The organism is Nocardioides zeicaulis (assembly GCF_042432345.1).
In the GTDB taxonomy this organism is placed as follows: Bacteria; Actinomycetota; Actinomycetes; order Propionibacteriales; family Nocardioidaceae; genus Nocardioides; species Nocardioides zeicaulis.
The window spans coordinates 96,142-116,286 of record NZ_JBHLXH010000003.1 but is presented as its reverse complement, the minus strand read 5'-3'; the positions used below and the strand labels follow the sequence as shown (position 1 = coordinate 116,286).

The 20,145-nt window shown below is 73.1% G+C and carries 18 protein-coding genes; 16 read left to right on the top strand and 2 right to left on the bottom strand.

Translation table 11 applies throughout. The features are described 5' to 3' along the window. Positions 1–20 precede the first annotated feature (20 nt). The gene (locus ACFFJG_RS19525; protein ID WP_378520467.1) at positions 21–431 is read left to right on the top strand and encodes a VOC family protein; all 411 of its coding nucleotides are present in this window, start codon (positions 21–23) and stop codon (positions 429–431) included. A gap of 50 nt (positions 432–481) precedes the next feature. Here the strand turns inward: ACFFJG_RS19525 and ACFFJG_RS19520 are convergent, their stop codons facing one another. Then, a complete protein-coding gene (locus tag ACFFJG_RS19520) occupies positions 482–1,717 on the bottom strand; it encodes an acetyl-CoA hydrolase/transferase family protein (protein ID WP_378520466.1) in 1,236 nt (411 codons plus the stop codon). A gap of 90 nt (positions 1,718–1,807) precedes the next feature. Continuing rightward, complete coding sequence (locus tag ACFFJG_RS19515; RefSeq protein ID WP_378520465.1) at positions 1,808–2,464, bottom strand: DUF3060 domain-containing protein; 657 nt, start codon at positions 2,462–2,464, stop codon at positions 1,808–1,810. Between the two features lie 186 nt (positions 2,465–2,650). On the opposite strand from ACFFJG_RS19515, the gene ACFFJG_RS19510 reads away from it, so the two are divergent. The 15 genes from ACFFJG_RS19510 (at position 2,651) to ACFFJG_RS19440 (ending at position 20,133) form a co-directional block, all read left to right on the top strand. Then, the gene (locus ACFFJG_RS19510; protein ID WP_378520464.1) at positions 2,651–4,297 is read left to right on the top strand and encodes an ABC-F family ATP-binding cassette domain-containing protein; all 1,647 of its coding nucleotides are present in this window, start codon (positions 2,651–2,653) and stop codon (positions 4,295–4,297) included. Positions 4,298–4,316: 19 nt separating this feature from the next. Further along, positions 4,317–4,763 carry a hypothetical protein gene (locus tag ACFFJG_RS19505; protein ID WP_378520463.1) on the top strand — a complete coding sequence of 149 codons (447 nt, stop codon included), beginning with the start codon at positions 4,317–4,319 and terminating at the stop codon, positions 4,761–4,763. A gap of 125 nt (positions 4,764–4,888) precedes the next feature. Next, positions 4,889–6,049 (top strand): glutamine-hydrolyzing carbamoyl-phosphate synthase small subunit, encoded by a 1,161-nt coding sequence (gene carA / locus ACFFJG_RS19500; protein WP_378520462.1) that lies wholly within the window; start codon positions 4,889–4,891, stop codon positions 6,047–6,049. A 1-nt stretch (position 6,050) separates the two neighbouring features. Further along, complete coding sequence (gene carB / locus ACFFJG_RS19495) at positions 6,051–9,392, top strand: carbamoyl-phosphate synthase large subunit (RefSeq protein ID WP_378520461.1); 3,342 nt, start codon at positions 6,051–6,053, stop codon at positions 9,390–9,392. 1 nt (position 9,393) lies between these two features. Beyond that, positions 9,394–10,449, top strand: coding sequence for a quinone-dependent dihydroorotate dehydrogenase (locus tag ACFFJG_RS19490; protein ID WP_378520460.1), 1,056 nt, complete (start codon positions 9,394–9,396; stop codon positions 10,447–10,449). 18 nt (positions 10,450–10,467) lie between these two features. Continuing rightward, on the top strand, positions 10,468–11,274 hold the full coding sequence (locus ACFFJG_RS19485; RefSeq protein ID WP_378520459.1) for an iron-sulfur cluster-binding protein: 807 nt from the start codon (positions 10,468–10,470) through the stop codon (positions 11,272–11,274). After that, positions 11,271–12,104 (top strand): nitronate monooxygenase, encoded by an 834-nt coding sequence (locus tag ACFFJG_RS19480; RefSeq protein WP_378520458.1) that lies wholly within the window; start codon positions 11,271–11,273, stop codon positions 12,102–12,104. The genes ACFFJG_RS19485 and ACFFJG_RS19480 overlap by 4 nt, the downstream gene beginning before the upstream one ends. Then, complete coding sequence (pyrF, locus tag ACFFJG_RS19475; RefSeq protein WP_378520457.1) at positions 12,101–12,925, top strand: orotidine-5'-phosphate decarboxylase; 825 nt, start codon at positions 12,101–12,103, stop codon at positions 12,923–12,925. The genes ACFFJG_RS19480 and pyrF overlap by 4 nt, the downstream gene beginning before the upstream one ends. Then, positions 12,922–13,368, top strand: a complete 447-nt coding sequence (locus ACFFJG_RS19470) for a hypothetical protein (protein ID WP_378520456.1) — start codon at positions 12,922–12,924, stop codon at positions 13,366–13,368. The genes pyrF and ACFFJG_RS19470 overlap by 4 nt, the downstream gene beginning before the upstream one ends. 164 nt (positions 13,369–13,532) lie before the next feature. Further along, complete coding sequence (gene mihF, locus ACFFJG_RS19465; RefSeq protein WP_378520455.1) at positions 13,533–13,856, top strand: integration host factor, actinobacterial type; 324 nt, start codon at positions 13,533–13,535, stop codon at positions 13,854–13,856. Further along, complete coding sequence (gene gmk, locus ACFFJG_RS19460) at positions 13,853–14,455, top strand: guanylate kinase (protein ID WP_378520454.1); 603 nt, start codon at positions 13,853–13,855, stop codon at positions 14,453–14,455. The genes mihF and gmk overlap by 4 nt, the downstream gene beginning before the upstream one ends. Positions 14,456–14,470: 15 nt before the next feature. Beyond that, the gene (gene rpoZ, locus ACFFJG_RS19455) at positions 14,471–14,782 is read left to right on the top strand and encodes a DNA-directed RNA polymerase subunit omega (protein WP_378520453.1); all 312 of its coding nucleotides are present in this window, start codon (positions 14,471–14,473) and stop codon (positions 14,780–14,782) included. 13 nt (positions 14,783–14,795) lie between these two features. Continuing rightward, complete coding sequence (gene coaBC, locus ACFFJG_RS19450; protein ID WP_378520452.1) at positions 14,796–16,019, top strand: bifunctional phosphopantothenoylcysteine decarboxylase/phosphopantothenate--cysteine ligase CoaBC; 1,224 nt, start codon at positions 14,796–14,798, stop codon at positions 16,017–16,019. Positions 16,020–16,104: 85 nt separating this feature from the next. Next, positions 16,105–17,307: a methionine adenosyltransferase gene (gene metK / locus ACFFJG_RS19445; protein ID WP_378520451.1), complete on the top strand. Its 1,203-nt coding sequence runs from the start codon at positions 16,105–16,107 to the stop codon at positions 17,305–17,307. A gap of 162 nt (positions 17,308–17,469) precedes the next feature. After that, positions 17,470–20,133, top strand: a complete 2,664-nt coding sequence (locus ACFFJG_RS19440) for a M4 family metallopeptidase (protein ID WP_378520450.1) — start codon at positions 17,470–17,472, stop codon at positions 20,131–20,133. The last annotated feature ends 12 nt before the right edge of the window (positions 20,134–20,145 follow it).

Below are 20,145 nucleotides of genomic sequence, written 5' to 3'. Positions count from 1 at the left end.
ACACCTCGTAGGGTCGGGGAATGAGCGACGTCCCGCAGCTGCTGCACACGGTCCTCGACGCGGTCGACGTACGGGGCGAGGCGGAGTTCTGGCGACGGCTGCTCGACCTGGCCTACCGCGAGGGCGACGAGGTGCCCGCGGACGGTCCCGACGACGCCGACTGGCTGGTGCTGGTGCGCCACGACGGGAGCCGGCTGCTGGCGGTCCAGGAGGTCGAGCGGCTCGAGCCGAGCCGCTGGCCCGAGCCGGGGGAGCCCGCGGTCTCCCACCTCGACACGACGGTCACGACCCGTGAGGCGCTCGACGCGGCCCACGAGAGGGTGCTGGACCTGGGCGGCGAGCTGCGCCTGGACCGCACCGACGACCCGGACGAGCCGCTGCGCGCCTACGCCAGCCCCGCCGGTCACGTGTTCTGCGTCTTCGTCGCCTGACCCGAACTGGCAGGGAGTTCAGGGGAGGGCACGGGAGGGCAGGAGGGGCCTCAGGCCAGGCCCAGCCCCCGCGCCTCCTCCCACAGGTCGTCGCGCACCGCCGGGTGCGCCGCGTGCTCGATGAGGTTGCGGGCCTGCTCACGCTCGTCACGGCCCCACATCCACGCCACGCCCTGCTCGGTGACGACCGCTCCGTGCTGGAACGACGTCACCGGTTCGTCCACGAGCGGGACGATGGTCGACACGTCGGCCTTCGGGTGCCAGCTGCGCAGCGCCATGAACGCGCGACCACCGGGCGAGTGGCTGGCACCGACCGTGAAGTCGGTCTGCCCGCCGAAGCCGCTGTGGATCCGGGCCCCGATCCGCGAGGCGTTGGCCTGGTCGAACAGGTCGACCTGCAGCGCGGTGTTGATCGACGTCATCGCGGGCTGCTGGGCGATCTCGGCGGGCGCGTTGGTCGTCTCCGTGCGCAGCATCCGCACGCGCGGGTTGTCGTCGACCCAGTCGTAGAGCTCGTGGCTGCCGAAGACGAATGACGTGCGCACCGGGGTGCCGCGGTCGAGCGCGCCGGCCTTCTCCAGCGTCAGCACGCCGTCGCTGAACATCTCCGTCCACACGCGCAGCCCCCGTCGTTCGAGCACGCCTGCGACGGTCGCGTCGGGGACCTCTCCGATCCCGGCCTGCAGCGTCGCGCCGTCGCCGATCTCGGCGGCGACGCGCGAACCGATCAGCCGGGCGTCGTCGCCGGGGGTGGCCGCGACGTGCGCTGCCATCGGCGCGTCGACCTCCACGCCGAGGTCGACCTCGTCGATGGCGAGTTCGGCGTCGCCGAAGGTCCACGGCATGCGCGGATTGAGCTGCGCGACCACCAGCGCCCCGCGGGCACGCGCCGCCTCCACGGCGGCCGGCAGGACGTTGACCTCGAGGCCGAGCGACACCTTGCCGTTGCGGGCCAGCGTGGTGTGGACGACCACGACGTCCGGCGCCAGCGGCCCGTGGAAGAGCCGGGGCACCATCGAGAGCCGGCACGGCACGTAGGACAGCCGCGGGTGCCGCCGGAAGCCGGGGCCGACGAAGCACGTCTCGGGCACGACGCCCTCGTGCAGCGGCAGGTCGGGCTGGGCGTTGAGGGCGTGCAGCCGCGCCGCGGGAAGCTCGGCGAGCAGCGGGCCGAGGAGGGTGACGGGAGAGGCGAAGTTGCCGCTGGTGACGACCCGCGGCGAAGCAAGGGACCCGCAGTGCTCCCGCACCGCTCGGACGGCCTGGTCGAGGTCGACGACGCGCATGCCCCCAGCGTGCCAGCCCGGTGGAGGACGCCCGCACCCGTGGGCCGTTCGGCCCTGCGGGTGCGGGCCCTCAGGCTCAGGCCCTGCGGTTCAGGCCTTGCGGTTGACCCGGACGACGTTGTTGGCCCCGCGGACGCTGACCTCGGTCTTCCCCTTCGTCACGGTGACCCGGTTGTTGGGGCCGACGACCTTCAGCGAGGGCAGCTTGACGAGCCGGACGGTGTTGTTGGCGCCACGCACCACGACCTCGGTCGAGCGGTCGGCGCGCAGGGTCGCGTTGGCTGTGCGGACCAGGACCGCGCCGGTGCGGCCTGCGACGAGCCGGGTGTTGCCCTGGAGCAGCTGCACGCGCCCGACGGTGCCGGCCACCCGTGCCGAGGCGTTGCCCTCCGACAGCGTGAGGTCGCCCGTCTCGGGCGCGGTGACGCTGCTGTTGCCGCCCGACACGACGACGGTGCCCAGCGCGCCAGACGCGGTGACGTCGGTGTTCGCGCCCGTGACCGTCAGGCTGGTGGCAGCCGGCATCGTCACGACCGTGTTGCTGCCGGAGACGACGACGTCCGTGCACGTGCCGGTGAGGGTGACGTCCTCGATGCTCTGGTCCACGGTGACGGCTCCACCGGCGCAGTCGATGACCACAGCCGCGTGGGCCGGGCCGCTCAGGAGGACGGGTGCGACGGCCACCGCGGCGGCGAGCGCGGCGCGGGAGAGGACGGTGCGGGACAGGACGGGGTGCGAGGACTTCATGGTCGAGGTGCTGCCCCGTGGGCGCCGCGCCAAACGTCGCGACGGCAATTCGGTGGCACGGTCCGGCCCGCGGTGGCTAGGCTCCCTGCACCATGTGGATCCAGGACTGACCCGACTCGCGTCCGCGGCGGCGCCCACGCGCGCCCGTGCCCGGCGAGTCACCCCTTGCGACCGTCAGGCTCCCGCATGTCATCCGTCCCTCCCTCGTCCCCCGCAGGCGGCGCCGTCCTCGCGCCGCTCGTCGTCACCGGTCTCTCGGTCAGCTATCCCGACCGCACCGTCCTCACCGGGATCGACCTGGTCGCCCAGCCGGGCCGGCGGATCGGCCTGGTCGGCGAGAACGGCGCCGGCAAGTCCACCCTCCTGCGCGCCGTCGCCGGACGACTGCCGGGCCGGGCCCGCACCTCCGGCAGCATCGTCGCGCCCACCGACCTCGTGCTCCTGGGCCAGGAGCCGCCGTTCCGCGACGAGGCGACGGTCGCCGAGGTGCTCGCCCTCACGCTCGCGCCGCTGCGCCAGGCGGTCGCCGACGTCGAGCGCCTCGCCGCCCACCTCGACAGCGCGGAGGGCGCCGCGGCGTACGAGCGGGCGCTCGAGCTCGCGGTCGTCCACGACGCCTGGGACGCCGACCGTCGCGCCACCGTCGCGGCCGCGCGCCTGGGCCTCGACCACCTCGACCAAGGGCGACGGGTCCGGACGCTGTCCGGCGGCCAGCGCACCCGGCTCGCGCTCGCCACGATCATGACCACCCGACCCGGCTGCCTGCTGCTGGACGAGCCGACCAACCACCTCGACGACGACGCGATCGAGGTGCTCACCGGCTTCCTGCGCGACCTGCCCGGCGTCGTGCTGCTGGCCAGCCACGACCGGGTGCTGCTCGACGACGTGTGCACCGACCTCGTGGACCTCGATGCCGGCGAGCTCGGCACGGACGGCAGCGGCGGGCGACGGTTCGGCGGAGGTTGGAGCGCGTACGAGGCCGCCCGCAGCGACGCGCGAAGGCGCTGGCAGGAGACGTACGAGGCGCAGCAGGAGGAGATCGCCCGGCTCCGCGCGGCGACGAGGATCGGCACGGGCGCGATCGCCCACGACCGGGGGCCGACCGACGGGGACAAGTACATCTACGGGTTCAAGGGTGCGCGCGTCGAGCAGACGCTGTCGCGGCGCAAGAAGGACGCGCAGCGCCGCTTGGACGTCGCCGAGCGCGAGCAGGTGCGCAGGCCGCCGGTGCCCCTGCGCTTCCGGGGCGACCTCACGGGAACGGCGGCGGGCCGGCTCGTGCAGGCCCGCGACGTGGTGGTGGAGAGCCGGCTCCGCGTCGACCGGCTCGACCTCGCGGCGGGGGAGCACCTCCTGGTCACCGCGGCGAACGGCGCCGGGAAGTCGACACTGCTCGGCGTGCTCTCGGGCCGGCTGGCCCCGACCTCGGGCTCGGTCGACGTCACCGCGCGCACCGTGCGCGAGCTGACCCAGGACCCCGAGGTGGCCGACCCGACGCGCTCCGCGCTGGCGACGTACGACGACGCGGTGCGCGACCTGCCCGGGGCGCCGCCCCTGCGTGACCTCGGCCTGCTCCACCCGCGCGACCACCGCACGGCCGTGCGGAGCCTGTCGGTGGGCCAGCGGCGCCGGCTGCTGCTCGCCGTCGCGATCGCGGCCGCGCCCGACCTGCTGCTGCTCGACGAGCCGACCAACCACGTCTCGCTGGCCCTCGCCGGCGAGCTCGAGGAGGCCCTGGCCACGTCGCCCGGCGGCGTCGTGCTGGCCTCGCACGACCGGTGGCTGCGCCGACGCTGGGAGGGCCCGGAGCTGGCCCTCGCGCCGTGGTCGTGAGCGGTCGTAGGGTCGGCGGGTGGCCACCCCCTACGACGTCGTCCCCGGTGAGCGTGCCGGCACCGCGACCTTCCGCCTGATGCCCTCCGACGACCCGGCGTCCGGCCCGTCGACCGGCACGGTCGAGGTCGCGGCCGGCGGGCGCGCGCTCACCGTGACCTACACCTGGACCCACCCCGACGACGGCGAGCAGACCGGAACGCTGCTGCTCGGCGTGGCGGACGCCGGCGGCGACGTGACGGCCGGCTGGGTCGACACCTGGCACCAGCCCGACGTGGTGGCGCTCCGGGGCCACGCCACGCCCGTGGGCGCCGTCGTCGGCTACGAGTACGGCGACGGCTGGCGCTGGGAGGTCGAGCTCGAGGTCGCCGACGGCGTGCCGCAGCTCGTGATGCGCAACCTGGTGCCCAGCCACGACGGCGGCCCGGCGACGGCGTACGAGGTGTCGCGCACGAGCTGGGCGTGAGCGTCCGCGACGCGTCTCGACAGGCGTCATGCGATGCCGGGCACGGGCTGCTGCGCTGGTAGTGTCGCCGTCGGCTCGAACATCCTTTAACGATCCGTCCCGTGAGGCGGAGAAGGAGGTACGGCATGGCTCTGCCTGCCCACGCCCAGACCCGATCTGGCCCCCGACCGGCGCTGCTGGTCCTCGAGGACGGTCGCGCGTTCCGCGGCGAGTCCTTCGGCGCCGAGGGTGAGACCTTCGGCGAGGCGGTGTTCTCCACCGGCATGTCCGGCTACCAGGAGACGCTGACCGACCCCAGCTACCACCGGCAGGTCGTCGTGATGACCGCCCCGCACGTCGGCAACACCGGGATGAACGACGAGGACCCCGAGTCCTCGCGCATCTGGGTCGCCGGCTACGTCGTGCGCGACCCCGCACGCGTGCCGAGCAGCTGGCGCAGCACCCGCACCCTGGACGACGCGCTGCGCGAGCAGGGCGTGGTCGGGATCAGCGGCGTCGACACCCGCGCCCTGACCCGTCACCTGCGCGAGCGCGGCGCGATGCGGGTGGGCATCTCCACCACCGAGACCGACGCCGAGCGCCTGCTGGGGCGGGTGCGCGAGTCCGGCGAGATGGCCGGGGCCAACCTGAGCGAGGCGGTCACCACGACCGAGGCCTACGTCGTCCCGGCGGTCGGCGAGAAGCGGTTCACCGTCGCGGCCGTCGACCTCGGCATCAAGGCCAACACCCCGCGGATGATGAGCGAGCGCGGCATCGAGGTGCACGTGCTGCCCGCGACCGCCAGCCTCGACGACGTCCGCGAGACGGGCGCCGACGGGCTGTTCTTCTCCAACGGTCCCGGCGACCCGGCCGCGACGACCGGCCAGGTGGAGCTGCTGCAGGACGCCCTGCGCGCCGGCGTCCCCTACTTCGGGATCTGCTTCGGCAACCAGCTCTTCGGTCGCGCGCTCGGCTTCGGCACCTACAAGCTGAAGTACGGCCACCGCGGCATCAACCAGCCGGTGATGGACCGCACCACCTCCAAGGTGGAGGTCACCGCCCACAACCACGGCTTCGCGGTCGACGCGCCGCTGGAGGGCTCGACGACCACCGAGTTCGGCGAGGCGACGGTCAGCCACGTGTGCCTCAACGACGACGTCGTCGAGGGGCTCGAGCTCCGCGACGCCGACGGGGCGCTGGTGAGCTTCTCCGTCCAGTACCACCCGGAGGCCGCGGCCGGCCCGCACGACGCGGCGTACCTCTTCGACCGCTTCTGCGACCTGATGTCCGACCGGAAGGACGCCTGACATGCCCAAGCGCACCGACATCCAGAGCGTCCTGGTCATCGGCTCCGGGCCGATCATCATCGGCCAGGCGTGCGAGTTCGACTACTCCGGCACCCAGGCGTGCCGCGTGCTGCGCCAGGAGGGCCTGCGAGTCGTCCTGGTCAACTCCAACCCGGCCACGATCATGACCGACCCCGAGTTCGCCGACGCGACGTACGTCGAGCCGATCACCCCGGAGTACGTCGAGAAGGTCATCGCCAAGGAGCGCCCCGACGCGCTGCTGGCGACCCTCGGTGGCCAGACCGCGCTCAACTGCGCGATGGCCCTCGACAAGGCGGGCGTGCTCGAGAAGTACGGCGTCGAGCTGATCGGCGCGTCCATCGACGCGATCGAGCGCGGCGAGAACCGGCAGCAGTTCAAGAAGATCGTCGAGGAGCTCGGCGGCGAGTCCGCCCGCAGCGTCATCTGCCACTCCGTCGACGACCTGCTCGCCGCCGCCGGCGAGCTCGGCTACCCCATGGTGGTGCGCCCGTCGTTCACCATGGGCGGCACCGGCTCGGGCATGGCCTACGACGAGGCCGACCTCCGCCGCATCGGCGGCGCGGGCCTGGCGGCCAGCCCGACCACCGAGGTGCTCCTCGAGGAGTCGATCCTCGGCTGGAAGGAGTACGAGCTGGAGGTGATGCGCGACCGCGCCGACAACAGCGTGATCGTGTGCTCGATCGAGAACCTCGACCCGATGGGCGTGCACACCGGCGACTCGATCACCGTCGCTCCCGCGCTCACCCTCACCGACCGCGAGTACCAGAAGATGCGCGACCTCGCGATCGCCATCATCCGCGCCGTGGGCGTCGACACCGGCGGCTGCAACATCCAGTACGCCGTGAACCCCGCCGACGGCCGGCTCATCGTGATCGAGATGAACCCCCGCGTCTCGCGGTCCTCCGCGCTGGCGTCCAAGGCCACCGGCTTCCCGATCGCCAAGATCGCCGCGAAGGTGGCCATCGGCTACACCCTCGACGAGATCCGCAACGACATCACCGAGGAGACCCCGGCGTCCTTCGAGCCGTCGCTCGACTACGTCGTGGTCAAGGTCCCGCGGTTCGCGTTCGAGAAGTTCCCCGAGGCCGACCCGACGCTGACCACCCACATGAAGTCGGTCGGCGAGGCGATGGCGATCGGGCGCAACTTCACCGAGGCGCTGCAGAAGTCGCTGCGCTCCCTGGAGAGCAAGCACGCGCCCTTCGACTGGCACAAGGAGTTCGTCGAGCTCGACAAGGCCGCGCTGCTGGAGGAGATCACGGTCCCCCACGACGGCCGGCTGAAGAAGGTGATGGACGCGATCCGCGCCGGTGCTACGCCGGAGGAGATCTTCGACGCCACGAAGATCGACCCGTGGTTCCTCGACCAGCTCGCGCTGATCAACGAGGTCGCGATCCAGCTCATCGACGCCACGGAGCTCACGCCCGAGCTGCTGCGTCTGGCCAAGCGGCACGGCTTCTCCGACGAGCAGATCGGCAAGATCCGCGGGCTGAGCGCCGACGTCGTCCGCGGGGTGCGCCACGCGCTCGGGATCCGACCGGTGTTCAAGACCGTCGACACCTGCGCGGCGGAGTTCGCCGCCCGCACGCCCTACCACTACTCGTCCTACGACGAGGAGACCGAGGTCCAGCCCCGCACGGAGGGCAAGGAGGCGGTGATCATCCTCGGCTCGGGGCCCAACCGCATCGGCCAGGGCATCGAGTTCGACTACTCCTGCGTCCACGCCTCGCTCGCGCTGGCCGAGGCCGGCTACGAGACGATCATGGTCAACTGCAACCCGGAGACGGTCAGCACCGACTACGACACCTCCGACCGGCTCTACTTCGAGCCGCTCACGCTCGAGGACGTCCTCGAGATCGTGCACGCCGAGCAGCAGGCCGGTCCGGTCGCCGGCGTCGTGTGCCAGCTCGGCGGCCAGACGCCGCTCGGCCTGGCCCAGGGCCTCGCCGACGCCGGGGTGCCGATCGTGGGCACCACGCCCGAGGCGATCCACCTCGCGGAGGAGCGCGGCGCCTTCGGCCGCGTGCTCGCCGACGCCGGCCTGCCGGCGCCCAAGCACGGCACCGCGACGTCGTACCCCCAGGCGCAGCGCATCGCGCACGAGATCGGCTACCCCGTCCTGGTGCGGCCGTCCTTCGTGCTCGGCGGTCGCGGCATGGAGATCGTCTACGACGACGCTGCGCTCGAGGCCTACCTCGAGAAGTACGTCGCCAACGGGCTCATCAACGAGCGGCAGCCGGTGCTGGTCGACCGGTTCCTCGACGATGCCGTCGAGATCGACGTCGACGCCCTCTTCGACGGCGAGGAGCTCTTCCTCGGCGGCGTGATGGAGCACATCGAGGAGGCCGGCATCCACTCCGGCGACTCCTCGTGCGCGCTGCCGCCGATCACCCTGGGCCGCGAGGAGATCGACCGTATCCGGCGCTCCACCGAGGCGATCGCCCGCGGCCTGGGCGTGCGCGGCCTGCTCAACATCCAGTTCGCGCTCGCCTCCGACGTGCTCTACGTCCTCGAGGCCAACCCGCGCGCCTCGCGCACCGTGCCATTCGTCTCCAAGGCGACGGCGACGCCGCTGGCCAAGGCCGCGGCGCGGGTGATGCTCGGCGAGTCAATCGCCGACCTGCGCGCGGCCGGCGTGCTGCCGGCGGAGGGCGACGGCGGGCACCTCGCCGACGGCTCGCCGATCGCGGTCAAGGAGGCGGTCATGCCGTTCGACCGCTTCAAGACCGCCGACGGCCGCACCGTCGACGCCCTCCTGGGTCCGGAGATGCGCTCCACCGGCGAGGTGATGGGCTTCGACGCCTTCTTCGGCACCGCCTTCGCCAAGGCGCAGGCGGCCGCCTACGGATCGCTGCCCCTGTCGGGCAAGGTGTTCGTCTCGGTCGCCAACCGCGACAAGCGGCACATGATCTTCCCGGTCAAGCAGATCGCCGACATGGGCTTCGAGGTGCTTGCGACCGCGGGCACCGCCGAGGTGCTGCGCCGCAACGGCGTGGAGGCCACGGTCGTGCGCAAGCAGTCCGAGGGCGAGGGCCCCGACGGTGAGAAGACCATCGTCGGGCGGATCCTCGACCGCGAGGTCGACCTCGTGATCAACACGCCGCACGGCGCCACCAGCGGCGGCTCGCCGCGCGCCGACGGCTACGAGATCCGTACGGCGGCGGTGCTCACCGACATCCCGTGCATCACCACCATCCAGGGCCTCGGCGCCGCCGTGCAGGGCCTGGAGGCGATGCGGCGCGGCGACATCGGCGTGCGGTCGCTGCAGGACTGGGCGGCACGACTGACCACGACGCCCACCAGCCCGGTCGTCGGCGGCTGACGTGCGAGCGCAGCGAGCCTCGAAGCCACGCCCCTACGACATCCTGTTCGCCCACGGCCTCTCGCGGGTCGACCCGGAGCGGATCCACCACGCCGCGTTCCGGGCGATCCGCGGGGCCGCCCCGCTGACCTCACGGGCGGTGCGCATGCCGTCGGCCCCGGTGCACGCGCTCGGGCTCACCTTCCCGCACCCGCTGGGGCTCGCGGCCGGCTTCGACAAGAACGCCGTGGGGATCGACGGCCTGGCCGCGCTCGGCTTCGGGCACGTCGAGGTCGGCACCGTCACCGGGGAGCCCCAGCCGGGCAACCCGCGACCGCGGCTGTTCCGACTCACCGCCGACGGCGCGATCGTCAACCGGATGGGCTTCAACAACGACGGCGCGGAGGTCGTGGCGCGCCGCCTGGCGGCCTGGCGCACCTCGGGACGCTCGACGATCCTCGGTGTCAACATCGGCAAGACCAAGGTGGTCCCCGAGGAGGAGGCGGTGCGCGACTACGAGAAGTCCGCCGGGCTGCTCGCCCCGCACGCCGACTACCTCGTGGTCAACGTCTCGTCGCCCAACACCCCGGGCCTGCGTGACCTGCAGGCCGTGGAGAAGCTCGAGCCGCTGCTGGCCGCGGTGCGCCGGCGAGCCGACGAGGTCCGGCCCGACCACCGGGTGCCGCTGCTGGTCAAGATCGCCCCCGACCTGAGCGACGACGACGTGCTGGCCGTCGCCGACCTGGCCACCGCCACCGGCCTCGACGGCATCATCGCCACCAACACGACGATCAGCCGTGACGGCCTGGCGACCCGGGCCGCCGATGTCGACGCGGTCGGCGCCGGCGGCCTCAGCGGGCGGCCCCTGACGTCGCGGTCCGAGGACGTGGTCCGGCTGCTGCGCGAGCGGGTCGGCCCCGACCTCACGCTCGTCGGGGTCGGCGGCATCACCACGGTCGACGACGCGCGGCACCGGCTCGCCGCGGGCGCCGACCTGCTCCAGGCCTACACCGCCTTCGTCTACGAGGGCCCGCTGTGGCCGCGCCGGGTCGTGCGCGGGCTGGTCGCCGGTGCCTGACGCCCATGGGTGACACGGATGGCTGAGCCGCGCGAGCCGGTGCACGTGCACGGCGAGGTCGTCGCGACCAAGCGGGTCGGGGCCTACCGCCACCTCACGCTCGCCGCGCCCGGCGTGCCGCAGCGCTTCCGCGCGGGCACGTTCGTCGCGGTCAGCGTCGCCGGGCACGTCGCGCGCCGCGCCCTGTGGATCCACCGGGTGCGGGCGTCCAGCGCCTTCGGCCCCACCCTCGACGTGGTCGTCGACCCGGTCGGGCCGGGCACCCACTGGCTGGCCGCGCAGCCGGTCGGCGCCGCCGTGGAGGTCACCGGGCCCCTCGGGCGTCCGTTCGCCCTGCCGCGCGACCCGGTCTCGTGCCTGCTCGTCGGGGAGGCCTACGCCGCCGCGCCGCTCTTCCCGCTCGCCGAGCGGCTGCGTGAGCGCGGCTGCGCGGTGTCCCTCGTGGTGTCCGCGCCGGAGGAGTCACGCCTGCTCTCGGCGCTGGAGGCGCGTCGCTCGGCCCGCTCGGTGACGGTCCTGACCGCCGACGGCTCCGTCGGGCGGCGCGGCACCGTGCCCGACCACGTCGACGACCTCGTCGCCCGCGACGTCGACGTGGTCTACGCCGCCGGGCCGACCGCCGTGCTGCAGGCCACCGCTGCCGCAGCCGAGCGCCACGGCGCCTGGTGCCAGGTCGCGCTCGAGCAGCCCACGCCCTGCGGCACGGGGCTCTGCCACGGCTGCCCGCTGCCCGTCGTGGGGGAGGACGGCGTCGACCGGGTGGTCCGGGCCTGCACCGAGGGCCCGGTCGTCCGCGGCGACCGCGTCCGCTGGAGCGAGCTGTGAGCGCCGTCGTCCCCGGCCCGGTGATGACCGCCGCCGGCTGCGGCGGCACCGGGCGCGAGCTGGCGCCGTTCGCCGGCCCCGACGGTCTGGCCGGCCTCGCCTTCGTCACCCGCTCGATCACGCTCGACCCCCGCGCCGGCACCCCCGGACGACGGATCGCCGAGGTGCCGGGCGGGCTGGTCAACGCCGTCGGCCTGCCCAACCCCGGGCTCGAGCACTTCCTCGCCACCGAGCTGCCGTGGCTGGTGCGGGCGGGCGCGGAGGTGATCGTCTCGGTCGCGGGCGCCACGATGGGGGAGTACGCCGACCTCGCCCGCCGCCTCGCGCTCGCGCCGGGCGTCGCCGGTCTGGAGGTCAACGTCGGCTCCCCGGACGACGCCGGCAACGGGCTCTTCGAGACCCGAGAGCCCTTCCACGCCGCCAGCGTCGTGGCGGCCGTGCGGCGTGAGTTCCCGGCCGACCGGCCGGTGCTGGCCAAGCTGCGCCCCGACGTCTCACGCGTGGTCGAGGGCGCGCGCGCCTGCCACGAGGCCGGCGCGAGCGCGGTCGTGGTGGGCAACGCCGTGCCCGCGGCCTTCGCCGACGGCCGACCCGGCGGGTTGAGCGGTCCGGCCGCCGCGGCGGTCGCGCTGCGCTGCGTCGTGGCCGTGGCGCGCTCCCTGCCGGCCGTGCCCGTCGTCGCCTCCGGCGGCGTGCACGACGTCCGGTCCGCGCGGACCTACCTCGCCGCGGGCGCCGTCGCCGTGCAGGTCGGCACCGCGCTGCTCCACGACCCCACCACCGTGGCCCGGTTGCGGGCCGACCTCGCACCCTCCAGGGAGGACGCATGACCCCGTTCGGCACCCGGCTCGCCCGCGCCATCGAGGACCGCGGGCGGTTCTGCGTGGGGATCGACCCCCACGTCGGCCTGCTCCACGAGTGGGGACTGTCCGACGACGTCGCCTCGCTCGAGCGGTTCGCGCTGACCGTCGTCGAGGCGGTCGCGCCCGTCGTCGGGGTGGTCAAGCCGCAGAGCGCCTTCTACGAGCGCTTCGGCAGCCGCGGCGTCGCGGTCCTCGAGCGCGTCGTCGAGGAGTCGCGCGCGGCCGGCGCCCTCGTGCTGCTCGACGTCAAGCGTGGGGACATCGGCTCGACCAGCCAGGCCTACGCCGACGCCTACCTCGACCCCACCTCGCCGCTGGCCTGCGACGCGATCACCGCGAGCCCCTTCCTCGGCTTCGGCTCCCTCGACCCCATGGTCGAGGCGTGCCGCGCCCACGGCGCCGGGCTGTTCGTGCTGGCGCTGACCTCCAACAAGGAGGGCCCGGAGGTGCAGCACGCGCGCGACGGGGAGCGCACCGTGGCCGGCACGGTGCTCGATCACCTGCGTCGGCTCAACGACGGCGCCGACCCGGTGGGCTCCTTCGGCGCGGTCGTCGGGGCGACCATCGGCGAGACGGGCGAGGACCTCGACACCGGGGGGCCGCTGCTCGTCCCCGGGTTCGGTGCCCAGGGCGGCACGGTCGCCGACCTCGAGCGGATCTTCGGCCGTGCGGCCCGCTGGGCCCTGCCGAGCTCGAGCCGTGAGGTGCTCCGCGCCGGGCCCGACGTCGCCGCGCTGCGCGAGGCCGCCCTGCGCGGCAACGACGCCGTGCGAGGGTTGGGGGCGTGACCCGTGCCCGCCTGCTGCTCGCCGTGGCGCTGCTCCTCCCGGTCGCGCTGACCGGCTGCGGTCGCGACCCCCAGGACGTCTACTGCGACGCGGTGCGCGAGCACCAGGGCGACCTCAGCGACGTCGCCGCCTCCGAGGACCCCGGTGCGGTCCTCGGAGCCCTCGACGCCTACGACGACCTCGCCGACAAGGCGCCGCGCGACGTCGCGGACGACTGGGTGGCGGTCGTGGGTCCGCTGCACCGGCTCCGCGACGCGGTCGCGGACGCGGGCGTGGACCCCGCGACGTACGCCGCCGACGACCCGCCGCCGGGCCTCGCGGGCGAGGACCGCGCCGCCATCGAGGCGGCTGCCCGGGAGGTGGGGGCCGAGCGCACCGTGACCGCGATGGCCTCGGTGGAGCAGCACGCGCTCGACGTCTGCGGCACCCCGCTGGCCCGCTGAGCGCGCGCCGCGGGCGCCGCCCCATGGCGAAGATCACCCCCACGCCCGGGCGCCGCGGGCTCGATTGCCTGTGGGCGCGGGTCCTGACTAGATTGGCCCGCACGGTCGGCCCTCGGGGTCGGTCACCGAGCACCGCCGAGCCCCACCGACGAAGGACAGCTTTCGTGGCCTTGCCCCCTCTGACGCCCGAGCAGCGCCAGGCAGCCCTCGACAAGGCCGCGGCCTCGCGCCGTGAGCGCGCCGAGGTGAAGAACCGACTGAAGAACTCCGGGGGCTCGATCCTCGACGTGATCAGCGAGGGCCAGACCAACGAGGTCATCGGCAAGATGCGCGTGGTGGAGCTGCTGCAGTCCGTGCCCGGGCTCGGCCGGGTCCGCGCGCGCCAGGTGATGGAGCGGCTCGGGATCGCCGAGAGCCGCCGCGTGCGTGGGCTGGGCGTCAAGCAGGTCGCCGCGCTCGAGCGCGAGTTCGGCCCCGACGCGTCGTGACCGGACCTGCAGCAGGCACGTCACCGGGTCGTTCGCGGCTGATCGTCCTCGCCGGGCCCACGGCCGTCGGCAAGGGGACCGTCGCGGCCGCCGTCCGCGAGACCCACCCGGAGGTCTGGCTGTCGGTCTCCGCCACCACCCGAGCGCCGCGCCCGGGGGAGGAGAACGGCGTCCATTACTGGTTCGTCTCCGACGAGGAGTTCGACGCCATGGTCGCCCAGGGCGACCTGCTGGAGTGGGCGGTGGTCCACAAGGCCGCGCGCTACGGCACGCCGCGCGGCCCCGTCGACCTCGCCCTCGCCTCCGGCAAGCCCGCGATGCTCGAGATCGACCTCCAGGGCGCGCGGCAGGTCCGCGAGACCATGCCCGAGGCGCTCTTCGTGTTCCTCAAGCCGCCGTCGTGGGACGAGCTGGTCCGCCGGCTGGTCGGACGGGGCACCGAGACCGAGGCCGAGCGCGAGCGCCGGCTCGAGACCGCGCGCGAGGAGCTGGCCGCCGAGAGCGAGTTCGACGTGACCATCGTCAACCACGAAGTTCACGCTGCCGCCGACGAGTTGGTAGCCTTGATGGTTGGACCTGCATCACCCCCTTCTGACTAGCGAGGCACCTGCATCGTGGCTTCTCCCACCATCGCCGCCGAGGGCGTGACCAACCCCTCGATCGACGACCTGCTCAGCAAGACCGACAGCAAGTACAAGCTGGTGCTCTACAGCGCCCAGCGCGCCCGTCAGATCAACGCCTACTACTCCCAGCTCGGCGAGGGCCTGCTGGAGTACGTCGGCCCGCTCGTCGACACCCACGTGCAGGAGAAGCCGCTCTCGATCGCGCTCCGCGAGATCAACGACGACCTCCTCACCTGCGAGGACATCGACCCCGCCGCCGAGGCCGAGGCCGCCGAGGCAGCTGCCGGCGACGCCACGGAGTGACGCGGTCACCTCGATGACCGACGGACGCCGCGTCGTCCTCGGCGTCGCGGGCGGCATCGCGGCCTACAAGGCCTGCGAGCTCCTGCGGCGCTTCACCGAGTCGGGCCACGACGTCACCGTCGTCCCGACGGCGTCAGCGCTCGAGTTCGTGGGCGCGCCGACCTGGGCCGCCCTGTCGGGCAAGCCCGTCTCCACCGTCGTGTGGGACCAGGTGCACGAGGTGCCCCACGTCCGGATCGGCCAGGAGGCCGACCTGGTCGTGGTGGCGCCCGCCACCGCCGACCTGCTGGCCAGGGCCGCCCACGGCCTGGCCGACGACCTGCTCACCAACACCCTGCTCACCGCCCGGTGCCCGGTGGTGCTGGCCCCGGCGATGCACACCGAGATGTGGGAGCACCCCGCCACGCAGGCCAACGTCGCGACGCTGCGTGAGCGCGGCGTGGTCGTCGTCGAGCCGGCCGAGGGCCGGCTCACCGGGGCCGACACCGGCAAGGGCCGGCTGCCCGACCCGGCCGAGATCTTCGAGCTCGCGACCGGCGTGCTGGCGCGTGGCAGCGCCGCGCCGCAGGACCTCGCGGGGCTGGAGGTGGTCGTCTCCGCCGGCGGCACCCGCGAGTACCTCGACCCGGTGCGCTTCCTCGGCAACCGGTCCTCGGGCCTGCAGGGCTACGCCCTGGCCCGCGCGGCCGCCTCGCGCGGCGCGCGCGTGACGCTCGTCAGCGCCAACGTCTCGCTGCCGGACCCGGCCGGCGTGGCCGTCGTCCGGGTCGAGACCACCGAGCAGCTGCGGGAGGCCGTGGTGGCCGCCACGGCCACGGCCGACGCCGTCGTGATGGCAGCAGCGCCGGCCGACTTCCGCCCGACCTCGGTCAGCACCGCGAAGATCAAGAAGGCCTCGGACGGCTCCGCCCCGGCGATCGAGCTCGTCCAGAACCCCGACGTGCTCGCCGAGATCTCCCACGAGCGTGCCCGCGAGGGCGCGGTGATCGTGGGCTTCGCCGCCGAGACCGGCGACGACAGCGGCACGGTGCTCGAGCTCGGCCGCGCCAAGCTGGCCCGCAAGGGCTGCGACCTGCTGGTCGTCAACGACGTCAGCGGCGGCGCCGTCTTCGGCAGCGCCGACAACGAGGCGGTGGTCCTCGGCGCCGACGGTGCCGTCGTCGAGGTGCCCCACGGCAGCAAGAGCGCCCTCGCGCACGTCATCTGGGACGAGGTCGTCCGGCGGGTCGTGCGCTGAGACGTACGTCCCGGATCGTGGGCGGCTAGTAGGTTGGCACACTGCACGTGCGAACCGTTCGAGAGAAGAAGTGAGAGAGATCAACGTGGCTGGACGACTGTTCACCTCCGAGTCCGTGACCGAGGGACACCCCGACAAGATCGCGGACCGGATCAGCGACTCGGTCCTCGACCACCTGATGGCCGCGGACCCCGACCGCGCCAACCTGCGCGTGGCGGTGGAGACGCTGCTGACCACCGGCCTGGTGGTCGTGGCCGGCGAGGTGCGCACGGGGGCCTACGCCCCGGTCGCCGACATCGTCCGCAGGGCGATCCTGGAGATCGGCTACGACTCCTCCGAGAAGGGCTTCGACGGCACCACCTGCGGCGTGCAGGTCGCCATCGGCGCCCAGTCGTCCGACATCGCGGCGGGCGTCGACGCCGGCCACGAGTCGCGGGTGGGCTCGAGCGAGGACGAGCTCGACAAGCGCGGCGCCGGCGACCAGGGCCTGATGTTCGGCTACGCGTGCGACGACACGCCCGAGCTGATGCCCCTCCCGATCACGATCGCCCAGCGCCTCGCGCAGCGGCTGACCGAGGTCCGCAAGGACGGTGTGCTCGACTACCTCCGCCCCGACGGCAAGACCCAGGTCACCATCGAGTACGACGAGGACGACCGCCCGCTGCGCATCGACACCGTCGTGCTGTCCACCCAGCACGACCCGGGCATCGAGCACGCGACGCTCGAGTCCGACGTCAAGCAGCACGTCATCGACCCCGTGCTGGCGACCTTCGACATCCCGTCCGAGGGCTACCGCATGCTGGTCAACCCGACCGGCACGTTCGTCATCGGCGGCCCGATGGGCGACGCCGGCCTCACCGGCCGCAAGATCATCGTCGACACCTACGGCGGCATGGCCCGCCACGGCGGCGGTGCCTTCTCCGGCAAGGACCCGTCGAAGGTGGACCGCTCCGCGGCCTACGCGATGCGCTGGGTGGCCAAGAACGTCGTCGCCGCCGGTCTCGCGCGTCGCTGCGAGGCGCAGGTCGCCTACGCCATCGGCAAGGCCGCCCCGGTCGGCGTCTTCATCGAGACCTTCGGCACGGGCGTCGTGCCCGACGAGGCGATCCAGCAGGCGGTGCTCGAGGTCTTCGACCTCCGCCCGGCCGCGATCATCCGCGACCTCGACCTGCTGCGCCCGATCTACGCTCAGACCTCGGCCTACGGCCACTTCGGTCGCGAGCTCCCGGACTTCACCTGGGAGAACACCGACCGCGCCGACAAGCTGAAGGCCGCCGCCGGCGTCTGAAGCAGCGCACCGACAGCTCCACGACAGGACCCCCGCCACCCGGCGGGGGTCCTTCGCCTTTCGGACGAATCCGCGGACAGGCCGTTCCGCTGTGGCCCGGGTCACCCCTAGGCTGCCCGAGCGCACACGGGGGTGTGCTGCGTCGACGGAAATGGAGCCTCGATGAGGATGCACAGGAAGGCGACCGTGGCCCTGGCCGCGGCCGCCGTGGTGGCGGGCGGACAGCTCGCCTGGGCAGGGGCGCAGGCCGCGCCCACGGGACGGGACGACGGGGCGTCGCTGCTGCGCGCCGACGCGTCCTCCGGGCTGCGGCTCGAGCGCGACCCGCAGGGCGTCGTGGACTTCGTCGGGACGACCGACGGCGGCAGCGTGGTCAACCCGGGGGTGACGGGTGAGGAGTCGCTGCGCGACGCCGCACGGGCCCACCTGGACCGTTACGGCTCGGCGCTGGGCCTGACCCGCGCCTCGCAGCTCCGCGCCACCACGACCACGGCCACGCCCTCGGGCCAGGAGGCGGTCCGCTTCCAGCAGTCCGTCGACGGGGCGCCGGTGATCGGCGGCCAGGTCGTGGTCAGCCTGCGGCCCGACCACCAGCTCGGCTCGATGCTGGCGACGCTCTCGCGCACCCGCGCGCTGCCGTCCGCCACGGTGACCGAGTCCGCCGCCCGCACCACCGCCGCCCGTGCGGCGGCGCGCTCCGCGGACGCGAAGGGGCTCACCACCACCCCGCAGGGCCGGGCCGTGTGGGACCCCGCCGTGTTCGGTGGGGCCGGCTCGGCGCAGGGCGTGTGGAGCTTCGAGGTGGGCGACGGCGAGGCCGTGCGCCGCCTCGTCCTGGTCGACGACACCTCGGGCCGCGTCCTGCTCGACCTCGACCAGGTCGAGCACCTCGACCGCGTCGTGTGCGACGCCAACAACGTGGCGACCGACGCCGTCCCTTGCACGTCCGGCTTCGCCCGCACCGAGACCAGTGGCCCCAGCGGGGTCGATGACGTCAACTATGCCTTCGACCACGCGGGGGAGGTCGCTGCCGCCTACCAGGAGATCGCCGGGCTGGACCTGACCCAGGCGATCGGCATCGACGTCGGGGGCGTGAAGAAGCTCGCCTCGACCGTGCGTTACTGCGCGCCCGGGTATGACTGCCCGGTCAACGACCCCTACGAGAACGCGTTCTGGAACGGGACGCAGATGTACTACGGCGACGGGTTCGCCAATGCCGACGACGTGGTCGGTCACGAGATGACCCACGGCGTCATCGACCAGTACTCCGAGCTCTTCTACTGGGGCCAGAGCGGCGCGATGAACGAGTCGATCGCCGACATCATGGGCGAGGTCGTCGACCACCGCGCAGGTCTCGAGGCCGGGGACGCGGACTGGAAGCTTGCCGAGGACCTCTCGATCGGCGCGATTCGCGACATGAAAGACCCGACGTCGTTCGGCGACCCGGACCGGATGACCAGTCCGCTCTACACCGCGGACCTGACACGGTGGAACCTCTACGGCGCCTACCCCGACGGGGGCGGCGTGCACCAGAACAGCGGTGTCGGCAACAAGACCGCGTACCTGATCTCCCAGGGCGGCACCTTCAATGGTCAGACCATCGCTGGCATCGACGGCGGTGACACGGGACTGACCAAGACCGGCAAGCTCTACTTCGACGCGATCACCAGGCTCACGTCCGGCAGCGACTACGCCAACCTGGCCGCCGTCCTGGAGCAGAGCTGCGCCGACTTCGCCGCAAGCGGCACGGCCGGCTTCACGACTGCCGACTGCGACAACGTGAAGAAGGCGGTGCTGGCCACCGAGCTGCGCACCACGCCGACCAACGCGCCGCAGCCGGCCGATGCCGTCAGGGCGTGCCCGACCGGCACGACCCTGCGCGAGCTGTTCAACAGCGAGACCGGTGACCCCGCTACGAAGTTCACCACGACCTCGAGCGCGATCTGGGGCTACGGTGTCAACCCTGACTGGGACGCCAACGCCACCTCGGGCAAGACATCCTGGTTCGGCTACAACCCCGACCCCGACCTCTACGGGGACCCGACCTCGGCCTCCATCACCGCTGCGCAGGGCATCGCGTTGCCGGCTGGCCAGAAGTCGTTCCTCAGCTTCAACCAGTGGCGGCTCTTCGAGTGGTATCCGGAGGGTTACCTGCCGTCCGGGACGACCTACGTCGACGGGGGCACCGTCGAGGTGGACTCGGGAGCCGGCGCGGTGGACGCCTCGTCGCTGCCGTGGGTCAATGGCCCGCAGCAGACGCTAACGAATGGCCCGGCTGGCACGAATCCGTGGGCAGGTCGCCGGGCGTTCGCCGGCGACAGCTTCGGCTGGACCACCAGCCAGGTGGATCTGTCGTCGCTGGGCGGCAAGACCGTGAAGCCGTCGTTCACCAACCGGAGCGACGAGGCAAGCTCGTTCATCGGCTGGTTCCTCGACGACATCAGCGTCTACACGTGTGACGTCTTGCCGGTGGCCACCCCGTCGGCTCCGACCCCGCCTGCCCCGACGCCGACGCCGACTCCTCCTCCGGCCACCAAGGCACCGTCGACCACGAAGCTGAAGGTCACGAGCAAGGCCGGCAAGGTGACGGTCACCGCCAAGGTCAAGGCGTCCGGCGCCCGGGCCAGCGGCAAGGTCACCTTCAAGGTCTCCGGCAAGAAGAGCATCACCAAGGCCGTCAAGGTCAAGAAGGGCAAGGCCGTGCTGGTGCTCAAGGGCAAGGTGCTCGACAAGCTCGGCAAGGGCAAGCACAAGGTGAAGGCGACGTACAAGGGCTCCGACACCGTCGCCCGCAGCAAGGCACGGGCGAGCTTCAACCTGAGGTGACGTCCGTCCACA